The 26,033-nt window shown below is 52.9% G+C and carries 28 protein-coding genes; 6 read left to right on the top strand and 22 right to left on the bottom strand.

The window, feature by feature from the left end; genetic code table 11:
- Positions 1-52: 52 nt before the first annotated feature.
- The 4 genes from FRZ54_RS07605 (at position 53) to FRZ54_RS07615 (ending at position 3,282) form a co-directional block, all read left to right on the top strand.
- Complete coding sequence (locus tag FRZ54_RS07605; RefSeq protein WP_147031034.1) at positions 53-604, top strand: hypothetical protein; 552 nt, start codon at positions 53-55, stop codon at positions 602-604.
- Between the two features lie 204 nt (positions 605-808).
- Complete coding sequence (locus FRZ54_RS24385; protein ID WP_187359784.1) at positions 809-979, top strand: hypothetical protein; 171 nt, start codon at positions 809-811, stop codon at positions 977-979.
- An 11-nt stretch (positions 980-990) separates the two neighbouring features.
- Positions 991-2,034 carry a DUF932 domain-containing protein gene (locus FRZ54_RS07610; protein ID WP_147031035.1) on the top strand — a complete coding sequence of 348 codons (1,044 nt, stop codon included), beginning with the start codon at positions 991-993 and terminating at the stop codon, positions 2,032-2,034.
- A 186-nt stretch (positions 2,035-2,220) separates the two neighbouring features.
- Entirely contained in the window at positions 2,221-3,282 is a 1,062-nt protein-coding gene (locus FRZ54_RS07615) for a hypothetical protein (protein WP_147031036.1), read from the top strand.
- A 121-nt stretch (positions 3,283-3,403) separates the two neighbouring features.
- On the opposite strand, the gene FRZ54_RS07620 is transcribed toward FRZ54_RS07615, so the two are convergent.
- The 21 genes from FRZ54_RS07620 to FRZ54_RS07720 form a co-directional block, all read right to left on the bottom strand.
- Positions 3,404-3,946: an ORF6N domain-containing protein gene (locus tag FRZ54_RS07620; protein ID WP_147031037.1), complete on the bottom strand. Its 543-nt coding sequence runs from the start codon at positions 3,944-3,946 to the stop codon at positions 3,404-3,406.
- 63 nt (positions 3,947-4,009) lie between these two features.
- Positions 4,010-5,269, bottom strand: a complete 1,260-nt coding sequence (locus FRZ54_RS07625; RefSeq protein WP_147031038.1) for a site-specific integrase — start codon at positions 5,267-5,269, stop codon at positions 4,010-4,012.
- Positions 5,270-5,793: 524 nt separating this feature from the next.
- The gene (locus tag FRZ54_RS07630) at positions 5,794-6,087 is read right to left on the bottom strand and encodes a hypothetical protein (protein WP_147031039.1); all 294 of its coding nucleotides are present in this window, start codon (positions 6,085-6,087) and stop codon (positions 5,794-5,796) included.
- Between the two features lies 1 nt (position 6,088).
- On the bottom strand, positions 6,089-6,361 hold the full coding sequence (locus FRZ54_RS07635; RefSeq protein WP_147031040.1) for a helix-turn-helix domain-containing protein: 273 nt from the start codon (positions 6,359-6,361) through the stop codon (positions 6,089-6,091).
- 9 nt (positions 6,362-6,370) lie between these two features.
- Positions 6,371-6,652: a hypothetical protein gene (locus FRZ54_RS07640; protein WP_147031041.1), complete on the bottom strand. Its 282-nt coding sequence runs from the start codon at positions 6,650-6,652 to the stop codon at positions 6,371-6,373.
- 3 nt (positions 6,653-6,655) lie between these two features.
- Positions 6,656-7,594, bottom strand: a complete 939-nt coding sequence (locus FRZ54_RS07645) for a hypothetical protein (RefSeq protein ID WP_147031042.1) — start codon at positions 7,592-7,594, stop codon at positions 6,656-6,658.
- A 12-nt stretch (positions 7,595-7,606) separates the two neighbouring features.
- Positions 7,607-8,734, bottom strand: coding sequence for a conjugative transposon protein TraM (gene traM / locus FRZ54_RS07650; RefSeq protein WP_147031043.1), 1,128 nt, complete (start codon positions 8,732-8,734; stop codon positions 7,607-7,609).
- Positions 8,735-8,746: 12 nt separating this feature from the next.
- Positions 8,747-9,364 carry a conjugative transposon protein TraK gene (traK, locus tag FRZ54_RS07655; protein ID WP_147031044.1) on the bottom strand — a complete coding sequence of 206 codons (618 nt, stop codon included), beginning with the start codon at positions 9,362-9,364 and terminating at the stop codon, positions 8,747-8,749.
- 2 nt (positions 9,365-9,366) lie between these two features.
- Positions 9,367-10,497, bottom strand: coding sequence for a conjugative transposon protein TraJ (gene traJ / locus FRZ54_RS07660; RefSeq protein ID WP_147031045.1), 1,131 nt, complete (start codon positions 10,495-10,497; stop codon positions 9,367-9,369).
- A gap of 4 nt (positions 10,498-10,501) precedes the next feature.
- Complete coding sequence (locus tag FRZ54_RS07665) at positions 10,502-11,170, bottom strand: TerB family tellurite resistance protein (protein WP_228462651.1); 669 nt, start codon at positions 11,168-11,170, stop codon at positions 10,502-10,504.
- Positions 11,157-11,879, bottom strand: coding sequence for a hypothetical protein (locus FRZ54_RS07670; protein WP_147031046.1), 723 nt, complete (start codon positions 11,877-11,879; stop codon positions 11,157-11,159). The genes FRZ54_RS07665 and FRZ54_RS07670 overlap by 14 nt, the downstream gene beginning before the upstream one ends.
- A 17-nt stretch (positions 11,880-11,896) precedes the next feature.
- Complete coding sequence (locus FRZ54_RS07675; RefSeq protein WP_147031047.1) at positions 11,897-12,568, bottom strand: conjugal transfer protein TraI; 672 nt, start codon at positions 12,566-12,568, stop codon at positions 11,897-11,899.
- Between the two features lie 10 nt (positions 12,569-12,578).
- Complete coding sequence (locus FRZ54_RS07680; RefSeq protein ID WP_147031048.1) at positions 12,579-12,965, bottom strand: hypothetical protein; 387 nt, start codon at positions 12,963-12,965, stop codon at positions 12,579-12,581.
- Entirely contained in the window at positions 12,962-15,439 is a 2,478-nt protein-coding gene (locus FRZ54_RS07685) for a TraG family conjugative transposon ATPase (RefSeq protein ID WP_228462652.1), read from the bottom strand. The genes FRZ54_RS07680 and FRZ54_RS07685 overlap by 4 nt, the downstream gene beginning before the upstream one ends.
- 99 nt (positions 15,440-15,538) lie before the next feature.
- A complete protein-coding gene (locus FRZ54_RS07690) occupies positions 15,539-16,342 on the bottom strand; it encodes a PAS domain-containing protein (protein WP_147031049.1) in 804 nt (267 codons plus the stop codon).
- Positions 16,332-16,673, bottom strand: a complete 342-nt coding sequence (locus FRZ54_RS07695) for a DUF4133 domain-containing protein (protein WP_147031050.1) — start codon at positions 16,671-16,673, stop codon at positions 16,332-16,334. Before FRZ54_RS07695 ends, FRZ54_RS07690 begins: the two co-directional genes overlap by 11 nt.
- A gap of 10 nt (positions 16,674-16,683) precedes the next feature.
- Complete coding sequence (locus tag FRZ54_RS07700) at positions 16,684-16,893, bottom strand: hypothetical protein (RefSeq protein ID WP_147031051.1); 210 nt, start codon at positions 16,891-16,893, stop codon at positions 16,684-16,686.
- On the bottom strand, positions 16,890-22,490 hold the full coding sequence (locus FRZ54_RS07705; protein ID WP_147031052.1) for an SNF2-related protein: 5,601 nt from the start codon (positions 22,488-22,490) through the stop codon (positions 16,890-16,892). Before FRZ54_RS07705 ends, FRZ54_RS07700 begins: the two co-directional genes overlap by 4 nt.
- Positions 22,491-22,533: 43 nt before the next feature.
- Entirely contained in the window at positions 22,534-22,974 is a 441-nt protein-coding gene (locus tag FRZ54_RS07710; RefSeq protein ID WP_147031053.1) for a DUF1896 family protein, read from the bottom strand.
- A 12-nt stretch (positions 22,975-22,986) separates the two neighbouring features.
- Positions 22,987-23,316 carry a DUF4134 domain-containing protein gene (locus tag FRZ54_RS07715; protein WP_147031054.1) on the bottom strand — a complete coding sequence of 110 codons (330 nt, stop codon included), beginning with the start codon at positions 23,314-23,316 and terminating at the stop codon, positions 22,987-22,989.
- Between the two features lie 174 nt (positions 23,317-23,490).
- Positions 23,491-23,985: a hypothetical protein gene (locus FRZ54_RS07720; RefSeq protein WP_147031055.1), complete on the bottom strand. Its 495-nt coding sequence runs from the start codon at positions 23,983-23,985 to the stop codon at positions 23,491-23,493.
- Here FRZ54_RS07720 and FRZ54_RS07725 point away from each other — a divergent pair.
- On the top strand, positions 23,984-24,187 hold the full coding sequence (locus FRZ54_RS07725; protein ID WP_147031056.1) for a hypothetical protein: 204 nt from the start codon (positions 23,984-23,986) through the stop codon (positions 24,185-24,187). The two genes, FRZ54_RS07720 and FRZ54_RS07725, sit on opposite strands and share 2 nt — an antisense overlap.
- Here FRZ54_RS07725 and FRZ54_RS07730 read toward each other — a convergent pair.
- Entirely contained in the window at positions 24,184-24,861 is a 678-nt protein-coding gene (locus FRZ54_RS07730) for a hypothetical protein (RefSeq protein ID WP_147031057.1), read from the bottom strand. The two genes, FRZ54_RS07725 and FRZ54_RS07730, sit on opposite strands and share 4 nt — an antisense overlap.
- A 342-nt stretch (positions 24,862-25,203) precedes the next feature.
- Between FRZ54_RS07730 and FRZ54_RS07735 the strand changes: the two genes are divergently transcribed.
- Positions 25,204-25,785 (top strand): Crp/Fnr family transcriptional regulator, encoded by a 582-nt coding sequence (locus FRZ54_RS07735; protein WP_147031058.1) that lies wholly within the window; start codon positions 25,204-25,206, stop codon positions 25,783-25,785.
- Positions 25,786-26,033: the final 248 nt, after the last annotated feature.

The following is a 26,033-nucleotide window of genomic DNA, read 5'->3' on the forward strand; positions in this document are numbered from 1 at the left end:
GGCGAAAGAGAAGAAAAAGTAAACAGATTTTTTAACTCTTAAATCCAAGAAAATGGAAACTAAAACCAAAAACAACGGTGCGGTACAAGGTGCAGCAGCAAAAGGAACCGAAGCAAAAACCACAAATCGCCCAAACCTGACAGGAAAGGAAGCAAAAAATGAAGAAGCTGAAAGTCAAAAACCCGCCGAAGCTCCGAAAGTTGAGAAAACCGAAGCAAAAAACGAGGAGCAACCCAAGGCAGAGCCGGCAAAGACAGAACCCGCAAAGCCTGAAGAAATTAAAATCGAAACTGTACCGTCCGGTATCGGTTTGGAGCGTACCCTTAAAACCGTACACACCCTGTACCGCGAAAGCGTGAAAAGGGATAACCTTATCGGGCGCATTGATGAACTGGAAAAATTTGAAATCCAGTTGATGGAAGAAAGCGACGAATTAGAGGGCAACCATTTTCAGGGATGCAAACTGGCTATTTATGACAGCAAGGGGCGGACTTTCATTACAAATACTTCCAACCTCATAAAAATGGTAGCTGAATTTGTAAAAAAAGCTTGCTATTCCAAACTGGCTGAAATAGAAGCCGGGATCAAATTCCCAAACGCCTGAGCCATGATGTAACAGCAGTCCCCGGCCATTCCGGGGACTTTTTAGGACTTCACCATAAAATAGCAATTCCTATGTACGAGCAATTTGTAGAACTGACGGACCAGCTTTTTTGGGATGGTTACGCAGAACAACTGTCAAGGGAAAACCCTGAACGGTTCCAATTTGAATTAACGGATTTTTTAAACAATTATCAGCTTAAAGACGATGGAAGATAGAATCTTTTTACTGGTGAAATGCACCGTCAGGACGAGCTACAAACACATTCATGAGGCAATACAAGAATTACAGTCTCAAACCTTGTTGCAGGTAAGCAGCACCAAAAATGTGAAAGTCCTTAAAACAGAGATCATGCAATTAAAGACACGTAAATCTTAAAAGTTATTATCATGGCACATCAGATAAATTATAATAGTAAGACAGGAACGCACAGTTTCATGAGCGTGAAGGAAAAAGCCTGGCACAACTTAGGGCAAATTATCGACCATTACCCGACAAGTAGCGAGGCGATCAAATATGCCGGACTGGATTACACCGTTGAAAAGCGAAACCTTTACACCCATTACGAGGATGGGGAATTGCTGCCGGATATCATTGTACCCAATAACTATGCAACTATCCGCATGGATACCGGGGATGTTTTGGGCGTGGTAGGCAAAGACTACGAGATCGTACAAAACCGGGAAGCTTTTTCTTTTTTCGATGAAATTGTCGGTGGCGGAGATGGTATCCTATATGAAACCGCAGGCGCATTGGGGAACGGCGAACGCATCTTTATTACCGCCAAATTACCGGGCTACATTAAAGTAGGCAGGGACGATTTGATCGAAAAATATCTTTTCCTGACTACTTCGCACGATGGTTTCGGCAGTATCACCGCAGCTTTTACCCCGACACGGGTTTGCTGTAATAATACATTGAACGCGACTTTGAGCAATATGACCAATTGGGTAAAGATACGCCACACTCAAAGCGCACAGGAAAAACTGAAACAGGCGCATAAAGTGATGGGCATAACCAACACTATGACCGATCGGTTGAACGATATTTTTAACCGTTGGGCGCGGGTGCGCATTACGGATAAGGAAGTGCTAAAGCTGGTGCAAAAGGCAATGGCGCCAAGCAGGGAAGTATTGCAGAACGTTTTGGACGAAAATATCGATGAATATTCACGCCAGTTCCTGAATACCGTAGAAAAGGTTTGCGAGTATGCGTTCAGCCATCCTACGCAGCAATCAGGAACCACCAAAGGAACCTTATTTGGGGCATACAATGCAATTAGTGGTTACCTGCAAAATGTAAAGACTTATAAAAGTGAGGAAGCTAAATTAAAGTCCCTCCTATTTGGCAATGGCTTCAATAAAAACCAAACCGCATTTAACCTATGCCGGGAATTTGAAAAGAAAGGCGATGAGATTTTTGTGATGAATTGATCGAAGGGGGCGCAAGCCCCTTTTTTTATGACAAAACCCGCCGGGCTACTTTTCTTTCCCCTCAAGCGCCGGAGAAAAGTAGCAAAAGAAAGGGGCTATTCTTCCAACTGCGTTAAAACGAGGCGCTCATTTAGACCACTGCTGAAAGCCTAATACGTAACTTTACCCAAGCAAAAAAGTAGCACTATGGAGCAGTATCGCAAACCCGACCAATATTATATCGACGAATATGATCGTATGACTATTGAGGAACTTAAAGCGATAGAAAAATTAATGATCGAGACGGGAAAAAGGTTTCATATTGACCCGGATGCACCGCTTGGCCCCGGAAGCGATACCGAATACATAGGTTACAGGATACGCTACCTGGACACAGGCGTGGCGTTATCCCGAAATAAGGAAAGCTCCATACAAGAGCGAATGCATTCGGACGAAAAAAAAGACCGGCTGATCCGGTTACATCCCGTTCCCACAAATGTACGATGCGATACCTGTGGCGTACCAATGAAATTTGAAATGCATGATTTTCTAAATAAAGATGATGATCCCATCTTTATTTTTTCCTGTGTCAATGGCCACGTACCCAAAAAAGCCCTATTTGCCAGCGGCAGGGAATATCGGCTGCCCGACCATCATTGTCAACACTGCGGGGGTAAGCTTCTTACAAAGAAAAAGAAGACCAAAAACAGACTTGCAATTACCGAAACCTGTAAAACCTGCAAAAACGTCGAGATCATGGAGTTTGACATTTCGCCGAAACTCCCATCACCCATCAATGAAGATGAACGAAAAAAATACTGCACAGACTTCAAAGGCCGGCGGAATTTTTATGAAGATGTAAAAGCGCTGGCTGACCTGTCGGAAATATTCGGGCAACAGGAGAATAAAACAAAATATGGCTATGGTAAAGTGCAGCAGCTAAACATCGCCCAACTGGAGACAACACTTACCGACGAGATCGGGAAAGCCGGATTCATCAAAGTTCAGTTTGACAAGCCAAAACGCAGTCGTTATCTGACGGTAGAATTTTCTGCGCAAGACCCGACAGACCGCGAAGAAGCTAAAAGTGTTAAACAATTAAAAAAGACAATCGAAACTGCCTTGTTTATAACCAATTGGCGTTTAATGTCGCCGGGAATAGAATATAAATTAGGATTTTTAAGCGGCAAGCTTAAGGGGTTTTCATTGGAAGAAGATATTTTAAAGATTGCGCAGGAAATCTGGGAAAAGGAAAACAGAAAATTATAGACTCAAAATAATTGACTTATATAGAAGTCCTCCGTGCTTAATATTCTCGCTTTGTTTCATGGAGCCATTTTGACACTTTGGACAATTTTGAGGTCACAGATTGTGACCTCAAAATCAGTTGTTATAAATCATCTGACTTATAGCCTATTCTTTTTCGGGGAACAACCTCTGGCGGTTTTTGAATACGTTCTGATAATTCATCAAGATACCGAAAGACGATTTCCATATTTTTGTCCTGGTTATCCAGCTTGCCTTTCAAGCGCTCAATTTGCAGCCATATTTCAGTTTGGTCGGCAAAGGTTTCTCTTAACTTCACAAAAATGTCGATGATTCTTATACTGACTTCAACGGCAGTTTCACTTTTCAGAACATTAGCCAACATGAGGATACCGTGTTCTGTAAAAACGAATGGCAAATATTTAGAGTGTTCCCCCTGCTTTAAGGTCGCAAAATGCGACCTTAAAGCATCATTTTCATCTTTCGTTAATTCAAACATAAAACGCTCGGGGAACCGGTTGGCATTTCTTTTAACTTGTTCCTTCAAACGTTTGGTCTCTACGCCGTATAATTCTGCCAGATCTCTGTCCAGCATTACCTTTTGGCCCCGGATATAATAGATTTTGTTGGCGATGATCTCATCCGGTAGCAATTGATCTTTTGTCATTTTCTTATCTGATAAAAAGGTTTATCTAATTGGAAGTCACAATTAGAGACCTCCAGATTCTTACTATTCGTTATGAAGTAAAGCAGGTTGTTTCATGGCCAGCTTTGTCTTTAGCTCACTCATATCTTCCCCAATCTTTTTGGCTACGATTTTCGCATAGATCTGGGTTGTTTTAATCGACTTATGGCCGAGCATCGCGCTCACGGTTTCAATGGGCACCCCGTTAGCCAGCGTCACTGTCGTGGCAAAAGTGTGCCTGGCTGTGTGCGTGGTCAGATGCTTTTTGATACCACAGATATCGGCAACCTCCTTTAAATAAGCATTGTACTTTTGATTGCTGCTGATAGGCAGCAACAAGTTTTTTTCTTTGCAATACGAATGATTCTTGTACTTTTCGATAATCTCTTTTGCTATCGGAAGTAGTGGTACACTTTCCTTGCAAATAGTCTTTTTGATCTTTTCCCTATTCTTAACGAGCCATTCTTCACCGTCAAAAAATCGAACGATATGATCCGGGGTTAGCTTGCTGGCATCTTTATAGGCGAAGCCGGTATAACACATAAATAGATAGGCATTTTTCACCTCGTCGAGCCGTTCAACAGGCATTTGTTTTTCATATAGGGTTTGCAATTCTTTTTCATCGAGCACGTCCTTTTCCGGTTCGATATAGGAACATTGGTAATTGTTCAGGACATTTTTATCCAGCCACTCCCTTTCTACAGCTGATCTTAAAATCGACCTCACCTTTTTCAAATAGCACATCGAAGTATTATTTCCGATACCTTCTTTAAGCATCAGGTAGTCCACGAAATCTTCTGCGAAGGACATCTTGACTTTACGCAACGAAATATCATTGGCGTTGTATTCAGCCTGCAGAAAACTAATCACCTTGTCTTTGGCCGTATTCCATTTGGTCAATGTTGCAGGAGCTCGTTTGTTGGCGGCTACCCGTTGCCTCACCCGGTCGATCACAAAGTCGATGACCTCCATTAACGTCTTCTCTTTTTCCTGTTTGCCCTGGTAGGCGCTCTTCACCATTTCAGCAGAAACATACTCCTCATTCCGGCAAAGGTGTTCGTACAACTTCTTGATTTTTAATACGGCTACGTCAATCGTGTTGTTGGTCAGCCGTGCTTCTGTCGACGCTCCCCGCACATAGCCCTTTTGCTGATCCCAGTTCTTTAAATGGACTTTTTGACCTAATGACAGTTCGCCGCGTTTGCCGTCAATAGTCAGCCTGATGAAGACCGGCGCTTTGCCGTCTGCCGTCACTTTAGATTTCTCTAACATGACCAATAAGGATACCCTTTCATTGATTTTCATAATCAAATTTTTAATATGAATGATTAAACCTCATTCCTTCCGCAAATCATTGATAAATAGAAGATTAAACCCCTTCGAGGGTGCCTAATTTCGCAAATGGCAACGGTACCCGAAATGGTACCCTTTTTGATCGGGAAAACTTGATTGAATTTGATATGCTTTTTTGCAGAAAACGGCCTGAAATGGCTCTAAACGCAAAAAAGCCCTACTTTTCAGTAAGGCTTTTTCCTTTTTAGCGGAATGGACGGGACTCGAACCTTTCTAAAACCAATCTGTAAATCAATTACTTACGCGGTCTTAAAAATTCGTACTACACGAGTGACGCTTACCCGATTTTTAACTACTTTTTTCAGTATCAAGCAGTTGCCAATATTTTTCAAAATTATGCCTTAATCTTCGTTGCAAAAAACATCTTTTTTACCAAAGAACTGCATTTCTTTTACCTATCAAAATTAAGCTTTTTATGCCAAAAATAAAAGGGAAATTTCGAACCCGGTGAGGGGAAAAAACAAAACGGTAAGTCATTACCTGACCAGCAAAAGATCAACCTGGCTGCCAAGCGTGGGATGATACGATGGGGTATATTTAATATAGCCATAGTCCCTCAGCTCCCGGATACATTTATGGTAGGTAACGATGCTTTGGATGCGCGACAAGTCCATCAACATCTTTCGCGAAACCTGTAGGGGATTTTGCGTGCCGTTCGATAGCCATAGATAAAATAAGGCCATATATAAACTCTGGTGCCAGGCCGTGATACGGTCATCCGAGTTGAAACGGGTGAATAAGCGGGACAAATGCCTTGCAGCAGCGGCCATACTAGCGGTAGGCCTCCACCCCACTTTCCAGCATTTTCATAATCTCTTTATACCGGTAATAATAAGTGCCGCCGATTTTCGAATAATACAGCCGTCCTGAGGTGCGCAGATTTTGCAAGGTACCGTGCGAAACTTTTAGCAGCTTCCGGACCTCTGTTCCCTTTAACCATTCTTTGCTGGGTTCCGTCTTAGCGGCCAGCAATTCCTTGATATCATTTAAAAGTACCAATCTAAAATGCTGCAAGTCATCCTTCGTGATTAATTCTACGCTCATTTCGTTCACTTATAAAATCAAACTGATCCGACTGCGCTCGTTGCGCTTGTAGGTAGGTTCATAAACGATGTACCCGAAATCATGCAGATCGCGGATACATCGGTGGTAGGTCGTACTGGAAACTTTAGCCAATGGCATCAGCTCATGCGCAAATGCATGGATGAATTCCGGGCAGCCCAGGTCTTGCCAATGGGCGGCCAAAATGGCGAACAGGCCGATATGGTTCAGCCCGATGCGGGGATCCCTCCGGATCGCATGGAAAAAAACCGATAACGCCCTGCCCGAATCCATCAATTACACATGCACGCCATGCTTGCGGCGCGGACCTTGTTCCTGCCTTCGTTCCGTTGCCGCTTTTTGCTCAGCACTTTCGCGCTGCATCAATTGCTGGGAATTGGTCTGCTCCGTTCGGCCGGGGTGCCCCTGTTGCTGACCCTGGTTTTGCTCCTTTTCCGCAGCCGCCTTCGCTATAGCCGCGCGCTGCACTTCCTGCGGCGTCTTGTTGTTTTGCTGGCCTTGCTGCAACGATTGCCTGAACACCTTTTTGACATCCAGTTTTTGCCCGTTCTCATCATGGAAGTCGAGCCGAAGCATCGGGGCGTTCAGCGTCATCGTCGCTTTGACTTCCTGCCCATCCTTCTGCAGCGTGACTTCAGGCCGGTTGCCTTTCTGTAACTGCGCGACCAACCGTTGTTTCATGTAGTTCTCTTCGATGCCCAGGATCGGGTATTTGTCCAACTCTTTCGCGTGATCGTTCCAGCGAACCACTTTGGGTAGGAAATTACCGTACGGGTCCGCACTCTTGAAGTCCAGTCCCCGCCATGCCCAGTACGTTTCGCCTGTCGGCACCATCTTTTTGCCGGTGCCGGAATCGGACTGCGCCATGACCGGCTGCTCGCGGTACACCATGCGGCCGTCCATCATGTTATAGCGCTCCTGCAGCGTGTAATTGTATTTCTTCCCTACAAAGAAGCTTTGCGTCAGATCTTCCTTGCCTTGCTGCTTTAGCGTCGCATCGAAACGGTTGAAGAAGGTCATATCTTTGTCCGTGTCATCGCCTTTTGAAAAATGGAGTAAGGAGTGCACCTCGTCCTTGCCGAACTTGCGCACATGGTTTAGCGTAAATTCAGCCAGGTTCTGGTCCATTTTGGTTTGCAATTGTTCCGCGATATCCGTGCCGAACCCCAGGTTCTGCAAAGTCGTCTTGTTGTACTCATAACTTGATTGATTCATATGTTTTGTTTTTTAGTGAATGTTTGATTTTTCTGTCCGGCCCTTCAGCGTGGCATTATCCCGCAGCAAAAGCTGGTGCCCGTTTTTGATCTTGCCCTTGACGCGCTTGATCTTTTTCGCGAAAAGCCCCTTTGCCGTATTGATGCCGGCCGCGGTCAATTGCGCCGTCATGGACGGGTCAAAGCTCATCACGTGCATGTTCTGCACGTCGTTGACCGCGCCGTCTTTCATAGCGTCGCCGGTTACAACCTCCGGCACACTGATCCCCTCCAGCCCGTCCGTCCGGTCATAGACCGACAGGTCGACCGGGATGATCTGCAGGCCCAGGCGGATCAGCCTGATATTGATTTTCACCCGCTGGTTATACAGGTCGCCGCTGCCATAGACGAGCGTCCCTTTGGGAAAAAGCTGGCCGTTCAGCCGCACCGAATCGAGCAGCTTGATCCGCACGACCCTGCCTTGCACGAGTTTCTGCGTGCCGTCGACCACCGCAGGGATCGCCTGAAAAGCACCTTTGAGTGGGGTAACATCAGCTGCAAGCTTTTCGTCGAGGCGCTCCGGGTGCTGGATATCTAGTATTTTTTCCAGCAGGCCGTTCATTTGTTTCAGTTCCGGGTCTTCGGCGGCCGCAACGACAGGTGCCCTGGCTGCTTGCGTAGGAGGCTGGGGCTTGCCGGCCGCGGTAACGGTAGCCGCCTTATTGACCAGCGCCTGCAGCTGCGTCAGCTTCTTATTAATCTGCGCGGTCGTTGCGGCCGGGTTATCGCTCCCGGGGCCGTCCGCCAAATTCAGCGTGCCGGAAGGATGTGGGGAAAAAGCCAATTCCCCGGCAACCGGTGAGCGCCCGGAGCTATCCGTCCGGTTGCGCGCATAGGGGTCGGTTTGCGCCGCCTGGCGGTACTTTTCAGAATCGGCGGCGGCGCGGTCGTAGTAGCTCAGTTTACTGCGATCGCCGTTCTTTTTGAGCTTGGCATCAGGCAGGTGGACGTTGAAGCCGGCCTGGGCTGCGGGTTGGGCATCCGCTGAAGTTTTTCCGCCCCCGAGCGTCCAGAACAATAAGGTCAGAAAAGGCAGCACGACCAAGGGCGCCACCAGCAGGAACTTACGCCTGCGCAGTTGTTGAAGGGTTATTGTTTCCATGATATTGACTATTTAGCGGTTAATGATTTGCAGGTCTTTGTTCTCTATGGTCGTCCAGCGCTGGATCAGGAAGCCGTGCGGGTTATTGTCGCTCCGGCTGACATTGCGCAATTCGCCGGTTGTGATCAGGCTGCGCGTGACAATGCTGGTCGTGCGGATAATGCGTTGTTTAGCATAGCAGCGAAAAGCATAGGGATAGCTGCTCAGGTCGACATGCACACTGTCGACGGTCAGTTCCTGGCTGATGTTGCCGGAAATGATATTGGCATAGTAGCCGCTTTCCGACAGGTTATCATATACGCGCTTGGCCGATTCGTCCGCGAGGTAAAGCGCCTTGCCGATGCTGGCCTGGTTCGCCTTGTCGTCCGGTGAGAGCGTAAAGAACAGCTCGTGGAAGGTCTTCACATGGTCGCGGGCCTCCACGGCGACATTATCGTGCCGGTCGGCGGCAAAGGCTTCCAGCACCTTCCCGTTGAACAGGATATACACCCGGTTTTGGATCGTAGCCACGAGGCTGCGGCATTCCCAGATGGAAAAACCCACCAGCAGGCAAGAGCACGTCACTACCGCGATGGTAAAGCCGCGCACATGCTGAAAGGCCGTTTCGAGATTTTTGAGTTTCTTGAACATGGTTAAGATTTTTTGCCGGGGCTGCCCTGCAGCTTTTCGGTGTTGTAGGTATTGCCCGATGGCTTGTTTTTGTAATGATTGGTTTGCGGCTGGTTCCGCGTGCTGCCGCCGAACACGTTTTGCAGCATGGTGCCGCTGACATAAGAGACCGCCATCGAGGCCAGTGCCGAGGTCTTGTTAAACAGTGCATGACCGCCGACATTCATGATATAATTGGCGATGCTCGGTACCGTAAAATAACCGAGGATGCCGATCAGCAGGAAGATCAGGTAGGCGGTGCTTGTATTGCCAAAGGAATTGCCGCCCAGCTGCCCGCTGTTGGCCAGCGTGATCATATTGACTTGTATCTTAGCGATGATCGCCCCGAAGATATTGGCGATGGGCAGCCACATGAACACATTGACATAGCGGGCGACCCACTGCTTGAGGGTGTGATGAAAACCGTCAAAGACGCTTAGTCCGAAGCAAAGCGGTCCCAGGATCGCCAGCACAATCAGCTTGAAGGTGCGGATGGTATCCAGGCAAAGCGCGGCCGCCTGGAACAGGATATTGAGCAGCTCCGCGATCCACTTGCGTACCATGTTCTTCAGGCTCCAGCCGGAAAAGGCGTCCGCGATGGGATTGGACGAGCCGTTATCAGCCGTCGTCCCGTCCGGGTGGCTGTATTGGTACCATTTGTCCGGATCGGCATTTTGCTGGCCGGCCGGAATTTCGTTATTTTCATCAGGCTGTTGTGTCAAATAGGCGATGGCGGCATAGTTGTTCTGCACCATGCCTTGGGTCGCAGTCACAACGGGTTGCAGCACGCCGTTCATCAAAGACAGCACGGCCGGGAAAGCAGCGATGCAGATGCCCAGGGCGAAGGGCCGGAGCAGCGGGTAGACATCCACCGGCTCGGCGGCGGCGATATGTTTCCAGATGCGCGCGCCGATATACCACAATGCGGCGAAACCGGCAATGGCGCGGGAAACGCCGATCATACCCGAGCACAGCGGCATCATCTGGTCGTAAAGTTCGGACAATACGCCCTGCAGCCCGCGCAGGTCGTCCGCGATACCGTCGGCGCGGGCGAAGGAAGGCAACAGGAACAAGCCGCCAGCCAGCAAAAGAGTGAATGCGATCTTTCTTTTCATGGGACTATGGATTTAAGCCGTAAAGGCTGTTGATAATTTGCTTGTCCGCCTGCGCCTGTTTGCGCTGCGCCAGCGTCCGCCCGGCCTGGTCATTGAATTTGCGCAGGTAACTGAGCTCGTTTTTGCTGTCCAGATAAATACGGTCGATCACACCGAGCCGCTCGGCATCGCTCATGCGCAATTGCCCGTCGCCCAGCACCATGGCCAGGTCATTCAGGTTTTTGAAAGTGGCGTCGACAAGGTTATTATAAACCCCGATCATATAGCTCAGCTCATCCGGGCTGAATTTGCCGCTGGACTGGTAGGCCGACCAGGTCGTTTTGTATTCGCTGACGAGCATGGCTTGGTCATTGATGATGTCTTCCACCCGCGGGTATTTGCGTACCGTGGGGTTGACGATGAACAGGCCGTTGAGGAAAGCCTCGTGCAGCGAAAAATTGCCTTGGGAAACATCCTTTACAGCCCGGTAGCCCTTGCTGAGGATATCGTAACCAGTGTACATCTGGCCGAGGATGCTTTTCAGGCTGGCGAGCTTCTGATAATCCAGCGCCAGCTGCCGGATGCAGTCGGCCACGGATTGCGCGCGGCAGTGGTCAGCGGCCCCGAAGGCGATTATAGCCGTGAGCAGGAGGGTTTTGATCCGTTTTTTCATAGAATGTTTATTGAATGCCATACAATTGTTTGAGCTGGGTGCGGTCGGCGGCGGCGCGCTGTCGGGCTAAGGCAAGCTGCCGGCATTTGACGGTAAACGAAGCGGTGAAAGCCGCTTTATCTTTCATCGATGCGTAGAGTTTATCCAGGCGGTCCAGCCGCTGCTGATCCGTTAGCTGAAGTTTGCCCGGCGTCAGTACGTCGGCGGTCGCCGACAAATCCTCGCCTGCCATTTTTTGCACGTTGGCGCTTATTTTTTGCAGGTATTGCATTTCCGGCTGGCTCAGTTGTTTTTTCTGCTGCTGCCAGCTGAGTTCGGCACTGAACTGGCTGCAGAGCTGCCGGTACAGTTCTGCAATCGCCTTGCCTTTCGGGTTCCGCTGCACCGCCGGGCTGACCTGCTGCAACGAGTTAAAATATGCTGTATGCAGGCTGAAGGTGCCGCCCTTGAGATCCTGGGCAGCATGGAGGCCGCTTTCGGTGATTTGATAACCGGTCTTGATCTCGCCGAGGTAAGTGTCGAGGCCGAGTATCTGTTCGGCCATCAGCTTTTCCTTGGTGCTTTGCTGGTTGAAAAAGCCGCCGGCGAACTGCGCCTCGGCCGTGCGTACGCCCGGCAGGAAGATCGCCAGCAGCCAGATGGCCGTCCGGCGGATGCGCCGGTGACGCGGCACGCGGAAGGAGTACCCGGTGAAGGAGAAAAATAAAAAGGTCAATCGTTTACGTTTCATAGTATTGATTTTAAGGGTTAATTGATACCGTAAAGCCGGCGTACGCTCCTGCGGTCGGCTTCATCGCGGGAACGCGAGAAGCTGAGCTGCACATTCTGCCGGTTGAACTGCCGGAGGTGGTCGAGATTGGTCTGCATCGCTTTAGCCGCATGGTCGATTCGCTGCCAGCGTTCGGCGTCGTCCATCTGTGTGCCAAAGTCGGTGATGGCCGTGGTGACCGTTTCCACGTCGCGCAGGCTTTCGGTCAGGATGCCGTTAAAGATGTTGCCCATATAGCTCAGCTCCGAAGGCGAGAAATGAGCATCGCTGTGGAATAGCGCATTCGCGCGCTGATATTCCCAGACCAGTTGCTTTTGGCTGCTGATCACCCGTTTCACCGCATCATAATCGGCGATGGTCTTCCGCACGGTTGCGAGCTCCTGGTAATAGTCCGCGTACAGGTCTTTTTCCTTGTTCAGCCACCCCGAAATGTCATTGAGGCTATTGAGGTGCAGGTTATTTTCCAACTGCTGCTCGCCGCTCTGAAGGGCAATCAACTGGTTCTGCAATTGCTGCACCTTCAGGTCAATGGCGATAATCACCTTTTTGATGATGCCGGTGACCAGGCTAACGACGGGTACCTGCGCTGAAGCGCGCTGGGCAAAGGCCAGACAACAAAAAAGCAGTGTTAAGACAATGTTTCTTTTCATGGCGGTCTCTTTAAGCTTCGTGATAGATGTCGATGGTGACCGGCCCATTGCCGGGGATGTTCTCTACCAATACCAGCTTGCGCGCCGGGTCGAAAATGATGTGGGCCGTGCGGCCGATCGCTATCAGGTGGCCGTTCGAATGCCAGCCGTAGGTCGCCGGCCATTTTTCGGTGACTTTGTACTGGTCATTGACGAAATAGGTCAGGATCACTTCGAAAAGGTGCCCCATGGGATGGATCGCGAGCTTCACCGAGCAACGGTCGCCCGAGGGCTGGTCCAGCCAGCTGCGGGTGTACGGTTTTTTACTGGCTTCCAGGCTGGCGGCGTGCTGCGCACCAAAGGTCAGCAGCACTTTCAAGGCCGCGATCACGCGGCTCATGTGATTTTGCTTTTTCATAGCTGTTTGTTTTTGGTTTTTGCTTGATATTCGCGGACCAGCGCGGCGATACCGGCCTCCATGCTGCGTTCGCGGGCAGCGTATTCGCGCACTTTCACACGTTCGCGGCCTTCGGTGGTATAGGCGTAGTATTCCTCCGGGCAAAGCTGGTTGCGGTAGACTTTCATGTCCTGCCCGCCGATATCGACAAAGATCTCCCGGTCGTCCTTGCTGACCGAGAGCAGGATGGTCTTGCCCTTGTCGGACAATCCCAGCGCGTCCTGCAGCTTGTCGAACTTGCCCTGGAACTTGCGCATATCCATCAGGATTTTGATATCGGCATTGTTGATGATAGCGTCCTTGATCACCGGAGAGGAGATCAGGTCGTCAAGTTCCTGGGTAATGACGATAGGGATGCCGTTGAACTTGCGAATGGTCTTGAAGGCATAGCGCAGGAATTCGGCCATACCGCTTTTGGCAACGGCTTTCCAGGCTTCGTCAATCGTGAGCACCTTGCGCAGCCCGGCCAGCTTGCGCATCTTGGAAATGAACAGCTCCATGATGATCAGCGTCACCACCGGGAAAAGGATGGGGTGATCCTTGATCTGGTCGAGCTCGAAGACAATAAAAGGCTGGCTGAGCAGTCCGAGGTTTTCCCGCGCGTTGAGGAGGTAATCAAACTCCCCGCCCTTGTAATACGGCCGCAGCACGTACAGGAAGTTATCCATGTCAAAGGCGGAGTCTTTGACGCGCTGGTTTTTCAGCACAGCGACATACTGCGTTTCCAGGTACTCGTAAAAGGTATCGAAGCAGGGGAAAATACTGCGGTCGCCGGAGATAAACCCGTAATAGCCCTGCAGCGCGTTGGAAAGCGCGACATACTCGGCGCGGTTAAAAGTTTCGTTCTCGGCTTTCCACAGGGAGACCAGCAAGGCTTTCAGGCTTTCCTTTTTCTCGGTATCGAGCGTTTCGCCGCGCGGGAGGTAAAAAGGGTTAAAGCGGATCGGGTTGCTTTCCTCGTAGGTGAAATAATAGCCTTTCAGCAATTCGCACTGACTCTGGTAGCTGCCGCCGATATCAACGGTCACGCAGTGCGCGCCTTGTTCATACAATGAATGCAGCAGGTGGTTGACCGTCATGGACTTGCCGCTGCCTGAGGTGCCGCAGACCAGGGTACCCATGTTGGAGGTCAGGCCGTGCGCACGCGGCGCATCGTAGAGATCAGCAAAGACCGGGCGGCCGTTGAGCCGGTCACAGAAGCGGATACCGCTGGTTGGCGGCGCGCTGCTGTAATTGCTCTCCTGGTTAAAGAAGCATGCCGCTTGCTCGACGAAGGTAGCATAGGTATCGTTAACCGGGAAGGCGGCGGCATTGCCGGGAATGCCCGCCCACCAGATCTGCGGCACGCCGTCGGTCTCGGGTTTGGCCGAGGCGTCCAGGGCGGCAATCGCCGAAACGACGAGGTTGCCTTTTTCATGGAGCGCCGCAGCATCGTCGTCCCAGATCATTACATTGGCATGCGCCCGAACGGGCAGGCGCTGCTGCACGATGGCCTCGTTGAGGAAAGCATTGGTCGCTTCCAGCGCGATGGCGTTCTCCCGCGAATAGGCGGAGAGGCTTTGCAGACGCAGGCGTTTCTTTTCCAGTTTTTTGAGCGTCTCTTGCGGGTCGTCTATAAAAACGTACTGGTTATAGAGATGGCTGACCGGCAGCAGCAGGCCGAGGCGGGCGGCGAAGCTGACCGGGAAGCGGGTCTGGTCGGTCGAAAAAGGCTCATAGGTCAGGCGCGCCCCGCAGTGGGCGGGCAGCTGTTCGGTATCGCCGAGGGTATATATAGCCAGCTGCTTTTCCCCGATGGCGAGGTGTTCGCCGAAGCTGATGTCGCGGTAAACGGCCTGGTCTTCGCGCTCGGTTAAAAAACAATAGCGTTCGATGAGGCCGGTGCGCTTGAGCTGGCTTTGCAGTTCCTGCGCGCCAAGCCGCGTGACCCTGATCAGCCTGGTGTCCTCCAGCAGGCGGCAGAACTGGGTGCAGGTTTCGGTGAATTTGGAAATGGCGGCGGCGTCCAGCAGATCCCGCGGGACGAGCGTCGGGCGCAGCAGGTTGGAAAACAGCGAGGTAGAAGGCTTGCGGGCTTCGGGCACGCGGGTAAGGTACAGCAGACAGTCATGGTCGAGGTAGCTGCGCCCGGCAAAATGTCGCCTGGCGGCTTCGTTCAGGAAACCCTTGCCGGCCAGTGAAGCACCGTCGGTTTTCCGTTGGAGGAACCAGTCCTGCTTGTGTAGGACGCTGTGTTTGGGCAGAACCCGGATGGCCCTGATCCAGGCCTGGTGCAGGTCTTCGTGTTCTTCATCCGAGCGGGTAAAGATCTCCGGGAGCTGCAGGCGGAAGGCCAGCGTGACCTCGCCCTGTTTGGAGAGCAGGCAACCCTGCTCGATGCCCAGCAGGGGCAGTATGTCTTTTAGTTGTTTTTCCATTTCACGTATCACTTTCATTTTGTTATTCTGCGCGGCTTTTTCAAATTGAGGGGCGGCGAGCGAAAAAAGAACAGGCGTTTGGGTTGTTGCTTTGTCCTCTTGCCTCCGGCACCCGGTTTAGAATCGCGGCCGCCGCCGCGGCTTGGCCCTTTGCATGATTTGTTCGTGTTCCCGGCGCAGCTTGTCCTTATTTTGCCGGATGAGGCGGGGTATCTCGGTTTCGCTGAGCGGGATGATCTCCGCCTTAAGGTCTTTTGATATTGGGTAACGCCGCAGCAGGTTGCGTTCGTCCAAGCCGTAGGCTTTGGCGGTGGCAACCGGGTCGAGGCCGAGCTCGTTCGGTATTTTGATTTTGATGATGCCTTCGGGGAACTCCAGGATGCCCGGGTCGATCGTAACCACCTGCTTCATCAGTGGTTCATAAAAAGCCTCGTAATGCCAGCCGTCATTCGTAAGTTCGAAGCTTTTGAGGCTGATGACCGGAAAGAAAAATTTAGCGTTGCGCAGTTCGTGCAGCTGCAGGTCAACGATGAACGCTTCCCCCGCCAGGTCGATCTGCGGCAGGATGCCTTCCCGGCGCTGTTTCAGGGTATCGGGATCGCAGATGATCTCGAAGTCAGTTTTACCCTGGAGTTCTTCCGGGCTTTTGCCGTACCTGGCCGCCATGCCGTCCGGGTCGAGGACGTGCAGCGGCGGGATCTCCACGAGCCTGACGCGGCTTTCCTCATAGGGTTCGTCAATGGCGCAGCGGGCGACGGTATCATAGAAGAAGGTATAGCGGTCGCCGTGGTCGGTCATCTGCTTGATGAAGGAGATCTCGGTGTCGCGGTCATCGGCGCGCAGCAGGGCCTGCTTTTCGAGGTCAAGTTCGAAAGCGGTGCCGTGGATATCTAAGATGACGGGTTCCGGTTTATTTTTCATGGCGGCTGATATTAATGGTTAATTGCTGGAAATAGCGGCGCCCGTAGGATTTGAGCACGCGGGGCACGCGCTTGCGGGCGATGGCCTTCATCAGCCCGTGCTCGCCGTAGCGTTTGCTCAGGGCGAATATTTTGACAGTGCCGAACGCGGCGGTGCTGCCGCAGGTGGAGAGGCAGACGAGGGCGCCGGCGCCGGCGATGTACAGGGTGGCGAAAAGGATCATCAGGGCGAGCACGAGCCCGGCGAAATACCAGATGTATTGCGCCCGCAGCCCGCGGAACTCGATGCTGTTGTTTATGCCTTTGTTGATGCTATAAATGCTGTTGTTCATGGTTTTCGTTTTAGAATGATGGCCGCAGCGGGAAAAAGAATGCGGGCATAGCCGGGTTCAGGCCGTTGCGCGCTTCCTCCACGGCCGGTTGGTTTTGACTGGCAAAGACATTGAGCGCCCGGCCTTCGCAGGTTTGTTCCACCGATTGCCGGATTGCTTTCATCGAAAAAATATAGCGGTGCAGCGCGGACCGGATATGATCGAATTGTAGTATTTTCATAGCCGTACTCCTTTCAGTTTGCGGGTCTCAGCAAGGGCGGCGACCTGCGGCTGGACCCCGGCTTTCACTTCGGCCAGCACCAGGTCCTCCCGCTGTTCGGAGACCGTGACGGCTTCCTGCTGACTGGTGGGCATAACCGTTGTTATGCCATTGATCTTTTCCGCCGGAACGGTCCGCTCTTCTTGATCGATACCGTTCTGTGCCCGGTGCTCAGCCTTGATGCGCTGCGCGATCTCCCGCTCCAGGCGTACGAGTTCGGCTTTCATGTCCCGGAGTTCAGCTTCGCGCTCGAAAGGTTTGCCAACCAGCGCTTCGAGTTGTGGGATTTGCGCGTCCAATTCATCCCGGGTCGTTTTTAATTTTCCTTCATGACCCTGGGCTTTATCCAGCGCGTTGAGGTAATAGCGGGCGGCTGTTTTGGCATTGTCGACATTAGGCACGCCGGAGCTGTATAGGTACTTACCGCCGGTTTCCGGTCGGGTGGCATATAGCACATTATAGCAGTTCGCGGATTTATCAAAGTCAAAGCTGCCGGCGTGGCGTTCGATCATCAGGTCGAAGCCGTAAAGCGTGCCGAGTTTCGCCGCGCCGGTCAAGCCTTTTTCCGGCAGCCAGTTACGGTATTTGGAGATCAGGAATTTACCGATGGCGACCGGGTCGGCGCTTTGCAAGCGCTCCAGCCGGATCGGGTTGGCCTTGCTGCCGTCTTTTTCCAGCTTGAGGTTGGCCCGGTATATTTTCAAGTCTGTTTGCAAGATGTCCAGTTCCCGGCTGATTTGCGTTTGCTCCTTATATTTGTCCTCCAGCAGGTTGCGTGAACGGCTGCTCTCGCGGTAATGCCCTGTTTTCAGGCTTTCCAGCGCGGCGATCTTTTTTTCCAGCTTGGATTTTTCCAGCAGGGTGGTATCACCGGACAGGATAGCGATATACTCCGAAAAGTTCATCCCGGTGTTTTCGTCTATGGAACCCTCATCGATGCTGCGCACGTTCAGCTCGCAGTTTTTCATCTGGCTGATGAATGTCTGCTTGTTTTTGAGCAGGTTGAACTTGTAGTTATCGAGCGACTGTTCGACGGCATAGATAAAGTTGAGCACTTTGTTGGAGTAGTGCTGTTTAGCCAGCAGGTTGCCCTGCCGGGCACCGCGCCCGTTCCGTTGCTCCAACTCCGATGGTTTCCAGGGAATGTCCAGGTGGTGCATGGCGATCACGCGCTGCTGTACGTTCAGGCCGGTACCGGCTTTCTCGGTACTACCGATGAGCACCCGGATCTCACCCCGGTTCATCTTTTTGAAGAGGTCGGGCTTTTGCTTGTCCGTCCAGTGGTGAATGAAAGTGATCTCACCGGCTTTGACGTTCAGGTCGTTCACCAACTTGTCCTTCAGCGCGTCATAGAGGTTGAACTCGCCTGGTTTAGGCGTTCCGATATCGCAGAAAACGATCTGGGTGCCGCGGTGCGGCGCGCTTTGATGATAAAGTTCAGCCAGTTTACGCGCGCAGGTATTCACCTTATTGTCCGGGTGATCGCCGTAGGCCGGGTCGATCAGGCGCATATCCGCTGCCATTTTCTTGGCATAATTGGTGGCAATCAGCATCCGGCCCTTGTCTTCTTCCTCGGAAAGCGGCGGCCGGCCGATGAGGGTGGCATCGCCGCTTTCGGCGAATTTCATGAGGTTGGCGATAAATTCACTTTGCTGCGGTGTCGGCGCGATGTTGATCAGCCGCTCATCCAGTTCCGGCTTGTCGAGCGCGATGTGTTTCGCGGTTTTATAATCGGTGATCTCGTTGTAGAACAGCGCCAGTTCGGGTACTTTGATAAAGTGACGGAAACGTTCCTTGCTAATGATCTGGTTGGTGACCGAGAACTCGAAGTCCGTGGTTTTTCTGGCGAATACCGCCGCCCAGCCGTCGAAATTGGCGATGGACTGCCGCTCCATTTCTTTTGGACGGAGGTACTTGAAGATCAGGAACAGCTCGGTTAGCGAATTGCTGATCGGGGTGCCGCTTAGAAAAGTCACGCACAAGTCGCTGTCGTAACGCTCCTGCAACGTGCGGATGGCAAAGGACAGGTTCAGCGCCTTTTGACTGCCGAGGGTATTGCCCAGGCCGGCCACGCGGTCATGGCGGGTGGAAAAGGTCAGATTCTTAAACTTATGCGATTCGTCAATGAACAAATGGTCGACGCCCATTTCCTTAAAATTAATGCCGCTGTCCTTTTTCTCGTTGATCTCCTGCTGAAGGGTCTGCAATTTGACTTCCAGGTTGGATTTGCGCAGTTCCAGGCCTTTGAGCACACGGCGGGTTACTTCGCCGCCTTCCGTAATCAGGGTGTTCAGGTTCTCGGTCACATCGGCCAACTCGCGCGCAAAAATCTGCGCCTGGATATCCGGCGACTGTGGGATGCGGCCGAACTGGTCATGCGTCAGGATGATGCAATCCCAGTTGTTGTTTTTGATCTCGTGAAAAATGCGTAGACGCTTATCTGGCGTAAAGTCATTCTGGCCGGGAAATAGTATTCGCGCCCCGGGGTAAGCCTTGCGGTAAGTTTCCGCAATCTGATTTACATTGGCCTTCAGCGCCAGGATCATGGGTTTCTGTACGATGCCCAGACGCTTCATTTCGTGGCCGGCCACGATCATCGTCAGCGTTTTACCCAGTCCCACTTCGTGGTCGATCAGACCGCCACGGTTTTGCAGGATGCGCCAGACGGCGTTTTTTTGGGAACTGTACAGGTCTTCGATCCCCAGCGCTTTTTTCTCCAGGCCGGGAAAGCGCAGGTGATCGCCGTTGAACTCGCGCAGCACATAACAGTTAAACGTGCGGTTATAGAGCTCGGTAATCGTCGCCTTCTCGCTGTCCGGCAGCTCATGCAGCCAGTTGGTAAAACCGTTGCGGATTTGCTCAAGCTTTTCATGGGCCAATTGGATCGCTTCATTATCCGGGTAGCGTTTGGTGCTGTCGCCCATTTTGACTTCATAGCTGAAATAGGGCGTGGTGTTTTCCAGCGCGTGTTCCAGCAGCGTATAGCCATAAGTAGTGCGGGTACCCTCGGCCGGACGTATCGCGTATTCTTTCGTGATCTTCAGGTTGGTGCCATCCACAGCAACTTTGAACTGGTCGCTGGATGCCAGGTAAGTGATCGTGACCGGCAGGTCGAAAAAAGCGCTGGCAAAGCGTTCATAATAACGGTTCGGGAACCAGCGTTCGCCGAGGTTGAAATCGAGCAGCTCAAAAGGGATCGGTTCGGGCTGCGCTTTTTCGATGGCGGCCATGCTGCGCCGGATCTCCGGATCGTCCGGATGCGCCTGCGCTGCCCTGCGCGCGGTATCCAGCTTTTCCACCACGTTACCGCTCAGGTAAGCGTCACGCGTTTCCCATTCCCGGCCCGCAGGGTTCAGGAAAATATGGCTGTGCAAGCTGATGATGGCTTCCCCGGCGCTGAGGCCGGTGGCGTCGCTGATAAATTCGATATCCACCCGGCCGCGGTTATTCAGGCAGCGCGCCAGGGCGGAAACAGGGTCATCGGTCTTGAAGACCTCGGTTTTTTGGAAGACCGGGCCATTCAGGATATCTGCGGCGCGGTAGTCCGTGCCTTCCCGGGTTTCCAGCGAAGCCAGCATTTTAAAACCGTCCTTTTCATCGGCGAGGATCAGGCGACGGTTGGCCGGGCGGTTGAGTTCGCCGTATTGCTCCTTGAAATCGGTATAGGCATGGTTCAATTGCTCGCGCAGCGCCGGGAACTCCTGCAACGCTTCGGCCTCTTTGGTGTACAATTCATAATAGCCGTCGCGCAGGCGCAGGTAGGCGCGGTAAAACAGCGTGTCTTTCTGGTCGTCCAGCGGCTCGAAAACGGCGCGGTTGCGTTCAGGTTCCAGGTTTTTAATGGTACCTGCTTTCAGGCCCTCGGTGACCAGGCTGCCTTCCCGGTGGTGCGGCAGCAGGCCGCGGAACCAGGTGATCTCCTGCTTTTGAAATTTGAACAGGCCTTTAAGGCTCTGGTCGCCCTCGAAGAAAAACTCATGACCATAGCCGGACAGCTTTTCGCGAAGCATGGTCACTTCGCGGCTGAACTGATTGCCGCTGAGCCAGCCATAGGGCGGCCGGATTTCCTGCACGGTTGAAAAAAGTTTATAGGCGTATTGCTTGCCCGGGCGAAGTTTGGCGGTCACCAGCAAAACGCACTCCTGCTTTTCGTTATCGCGGGTTTTGATGATGCCGATGGAACGGGCGGTTTCCGGGATCACTGCCGCCCGGTCGGTATCTGTCAGGTAATCCATCGCCCGGTTCACGGATTCGGCGGGCTGACTATCAAACAAACCAAGCTGCACGGAAACGGCTACCGCCCTGCTTTCCGGCATGGGAAGGTAGGTGAGGAGCGGCCTTTCTTGCTCGCCGGTACTTTCGCCACCTTGTAACAACTGTATTTGCTTTTGTGCCTCGTTAAATCTTTCACGGTTGAACCAGTTGCTGAGGCCGTCGCTGACGGTTTCTTCAATCTTTTCGCTAATGCCGCTGAGTTCGGCGGCCTGCCAGTGCGCCTCATGCGCCTGCCCGTACTGGTCCTTGCCGTCGCGGATGGTATCGGCGGCGATGGCATAGGCTTTGACCGTTTGCAGGTATTCGTTGCTATGGTATTCGCCGAACCCGTTGCGCTGCAGGGCGGTGTTCAGCAATAGTTGCTCGTCTGTAGTCAGTTCGGTTTTGCCGGTATGCTTTTGCACCAGCAGCAGGTGGCTGGGCGCGCAGGTATTGGCATTATCGAGCATCAGGTTATCCGGCAGCACAGTGAGACTTATAAAATCAGCGCGGTAAAACAGGTGCTCGCGGGCGGCTTTATTCGACGGGGCGTTAAAAAAAGCATCGCTGGTCATAAAGGCCAGGATGCCGCCTTCGGCCAGCTTGTCCAGTCCCTTGGCAAAAAAGTAGCTGTGAATCTTCCCGCTCAGGCTTTTCTCGGGATAGGCCGGGTCGAATACGGCGATATTGCCAAAGGGCACATTACTGGTGATCAGGTCGTAGCAGCCGTTCTCGCTGTTATCGGTCTTTTCAAAGGCTTTGATCTGTACGTCGACCGGCACGGGCATGGTGGAGGCCAGCGCGGTCAGCACCTTGCCGGTGAGGAGATCTTTTTCGACGGCGGTGACCTGCCGGATGTCCGGGAATGCTTTAACGGCTTCGCTGATGAAAATGCCCGCGCCGCTGCTGGGTTCATAGATCCTTTGCGGGTGGATGCCATGCGCGGCCAGGACGCGGTAAAGCGTTTGCGGCACAAAGGCTGGCGTATAAAAGGCGGTGTTCACAATGTTGCGGATGGAGTCGATGGCGCTTTTGTATTCGTCTTTGGCCAATTTCGTTTCGAGCAGTTCGTGCAGTTCCATCATGGAAGGGTACAGCTTCAGGTCGCTCCTGGCGGCGTTCTGCGCTTTCCATTCCCCGATGCCGGCATAAGGATACAGCACGGCTTTCAGGCCGCCGAAGCCGGCATAGGCGCGGAGGGTTTCGGCCTGCTTTTCGTCCAGCCGGTCGCCGGGGCGGAAAGCAAGCGCGATGCGGATCGCCTCGATGTTGGTGCGGAGTTGCTGGAACGCGTTATAGGCCATGATTTATTTCTGATCTCTACCTTTTTGCTTTGTATTTTTTCCTTTACTGGTCCAGGTATTCGGCGATCATGCCCATGACAGCATAGCGGAGCTGGACGTTGTCTTCGGTTTCTTCCCCGAACCGGAAGACCTCGAAAATGGGCTCACAAGCCCCGATCAGGTTGATGAGTTCGTAGGTAAGGACGCCGCTGCGTTCCATCCGGCGCAGGGCTTCGGGAAATTCGGCTTCCAGCAGCTCGCGCATCCAGCTGAAGCGGGAGGGGCGCAGGTCGTGGGTGAGTTCTTCGAGGCAGAGCGCTTCGACGACATAGGCAGGTCGGCCTTCGGTCTGCAGCTGTTCGATGAGGCTGCTTACGGAATCGACCTTGGCCGAGAGGTAATGGCTGAGACGGTGTTCTTCCTGCAGGGCGATGAGCAGGTCGGTGTGCTGCTGGAGCATATAACTATGCAGCTTGCCGATCAAAAGGGTTTTCATATTGTCCATAGCGTTCGCTGTTTAGAGGCCGAAAAAGGATTTGATGATCGTGGCGACCACGACCAGGAAGATGCAGGAGCCGAACCAGGCAGCGGCCACTTTGGAGGTGTCCTGGTCACCGGCGTTCCACTTGGAATAAACCTTGACGGCACCGATCAGGCCGAGGATGGCGCCGATGGCATACATCAGGCTGGTTCCGCTCTCGAAATAACTCCTGACCTGGGTGTTCGCCTGTTCGATGCCCGCGTTGCCGTCCTGGCCGTTGGCGAGGAGGCTCAGGCTGGCAAAAAAAACAGCCAGCAGGCCGGTTTTCAGGGCTTTGCCCCGCAATGTTCTTTTACACGTTTTCATTTGTACTGTCATTTTCTTTTAAACTTTGAGCAAGGACCTCTGCGGTCCGCTCCCGGGATCATCCGGGAGCGGCCGGAAAGGATGCTGCGCCCGTTACCCCCATCGTCGTGTCACGGCTCTACAGCCCGGGCCGGGCAGCTTCTTTTTTCCCGGTATTGACAAAGGCACGGGATGCTAAGCGTCCCACCACGTATCGACTTCACTTTCGCTTAGCAATGCCGTGCCGGTTTCTTCGCATTGCCGCACAATGAGCGCGTTGACCTGCGCGCGCTCCTTGGCAGCCATAATGTGCGGGTAGCAGTTGAGTATCGTCTTAAGCCTGGAGGCGAGCGTTCCGGGGCTGAAGGCCATTCCGGCAGCTGATGCGATACAATCCGTCAGTTGCCGTGCCAGGACATCGGTTGCGCTGCGGGGTCCGGCGGCGGCCTGCACCGGTCCTGCGGAAGCCGTTGAGCTTTCGGCTTGCTCATCCGCTCCGGTGCCGGCCTGGTAGCGCAGGGCGTCCGGTAGTTGCTGCCCGGTCACGCCCCTTTGGCCAATGCGGCCGATGAGCCGGATGATTTCGCGGCTGTAATATTTCCTGGCAATAAAGGCGTAATACGCGAGGGCCAGCAGGGTAAGGGTTCCCAGGTAGGCGCTCCAGCTGAACGGGTTAAGTAAATTGTCCATGATCTTTTTTTTACGGGTAAGCGGCATTCCGCTTGCTTCATGGAACAAAGGTGCGTCCAACGGCGGCGCTCAAAAAGTCCGGATCGCAAACCGGACCCGGCTTGTGCCCTTGTACCCCATTGGCTCACAGTATTTTAATTTTCAGGCGCAGGTGTTCCACCGGCAGGCGGCGCGCCGCAGGGAATGGTCGGATGGGGATTAACGGTATTCCCGGATTTTTTGGATGAGCTTGTCCAGTGCGGCGATGGCGGCCTCCTGGTCGCTGTGTTCCGGGTGGTAGGTGCTGCTGCGCATGCTGTCCCAGGAAAGGTCTTCTTTCCGCTCGGTGGAGAGATAGGGCACCAGGGTCTTAAAGATGAGGCTCAGGGAGGGTGACCGGATGAGCCGGGCGTCGTCGGCAGCTTTCAGGATGAGCCCAAGCTGGTCGACGCTGAGCAGGCAGGTGATCCTGCCCGGCGGGGCGACCGGGCCGGGAGATGCGGTGCCGGCGGCGGGGAGGTAGGGCGCATGGCGCTCGGATAGGTCCCGGTGAAGCATTTCCAGGCGCCGTATGACCTGCCGGCCGAGGCCGGCGATCGCCGTGCCGGGTGGGTAGGCGCTGTAATTGGCGCTTGCCCTGCGCAGGAGGTCCGCAACCGCGGCCTCGGTGTTGCGCGCGATCTGCCGCAGTTGTTCCGGCACGAGGAGCAGGAACATCCACGCCTTCAGCTTGAGCATGATCTCGGCGCTTGCTTCGGGAAGCCTGGCTTCGACTGCGTTCAATTGTTCAGGGCTCAGTTCAAGGACCGGCGTGACCTCCGGGTTCAGGAGGATGCTGATGACCTGTTCGAGCCACGCGAACGGGTAATTACCGGGGTCCGTTAGTAATTCATACATCTGCTTAGCTTTGGTTAATCGACGTTGGTGTTAACTATAGAGAAATATGTAAGACAAAATAGCGGGTTTGATGCGGCTACGGGAATTGACAGAAGTCAAATAATAAACGCGGTCATCCGGTGTGCCGCCTGCTTTGCTGTGCTGGTCTGGCGGCTCGTCGGTGGGTGGTTTTACAGTTTTTCCGGCGGTTTTCCAATGACCTGAGTCAATTTATTTTCGGCATACGGGTGTAGTTTTCCGGGTATGCGAAAACGGGTTTAAACAATCTTTTGACTTTAATGTTAATCTATAAGCAATTTATCGGATTCCTGACGTGTCGCTGTTGCCCATATTGAATGGCCTATGCAGATCGATCACTTACTACAGACCCTTAATTTTATCAGGCCCCTGTCGGGCCGGCTCCAGGACCGGCTGGGGGAATGTCTCCGGGAAGAGCGCTTGCCCAAAAAACACCTGCTGCAGCGGCAGGGCGAAACCTGCCGTAAAATCTATTTTATCGCCGAGGGGATGGCGCGGGCCTATTACCTTACCGGGAAGCAGAAAGAATGTACAACCTGGTTCATGCGGGAAGGGGATGTGATGATCTCCGTGTTCAGTTTCTTTACGCAGCAGCCGGGAGAGGAAAACATCGAACTGCTGGAAGATTGCCGGCTGCAGAGTATCAGCTGGACGCAGCTACAGGGGATTTATGCGGATTTTCCGGAGTTTAACTACCATGGCCGTGTGCTGACGGAAAAATATTACATCGAGAGCGAGCACCGGGCGATGCTGCTCCGCAACGCGACGGCAGCGGAACGCTACGCGCTGCTGCTGAAGACGCACCCGGATATTATCCGGCGCGTGCCTTTATGGATGATCGCTTCGCACATCAATGTGAGCCATGAGGCGCTGAGCCGGATTCGCGGGCAGCTATCCCACGGGTGACCTGGGCCGGTCGGCCCATCCCGCGGAATGCTTAGCCTGCGCGTTGGGACGGGTTAGTGATGCCAGTTCGGATCAAAACCGGGAATAGGCATATTTCCGGTGGCTGGCTAAGTATCGCTGGCTTTGACGGGCCTTACCGGTAGCAAATTTTGCAGGGCTTATAGCCTAACCGGATCGCTTCTTTCAAGGGGAGCTTTTCAATCACATGGGTGCACCGTTTTAGCCCACGGCATTGATATTGGTGATAG

The sequence above is a fragment of the Mucilaginibacter ginsenosidivorans genome (genome assembly GCF_007971025.1).
Classification (GTDB): domain Bacteria; phylum Bacteroidota; class Bacteroidia; order Sphingobacteriales; family Sphingobacteriaceae; genus Mucilaginibacter; species Mucilaginibacter ginsenosidivorans.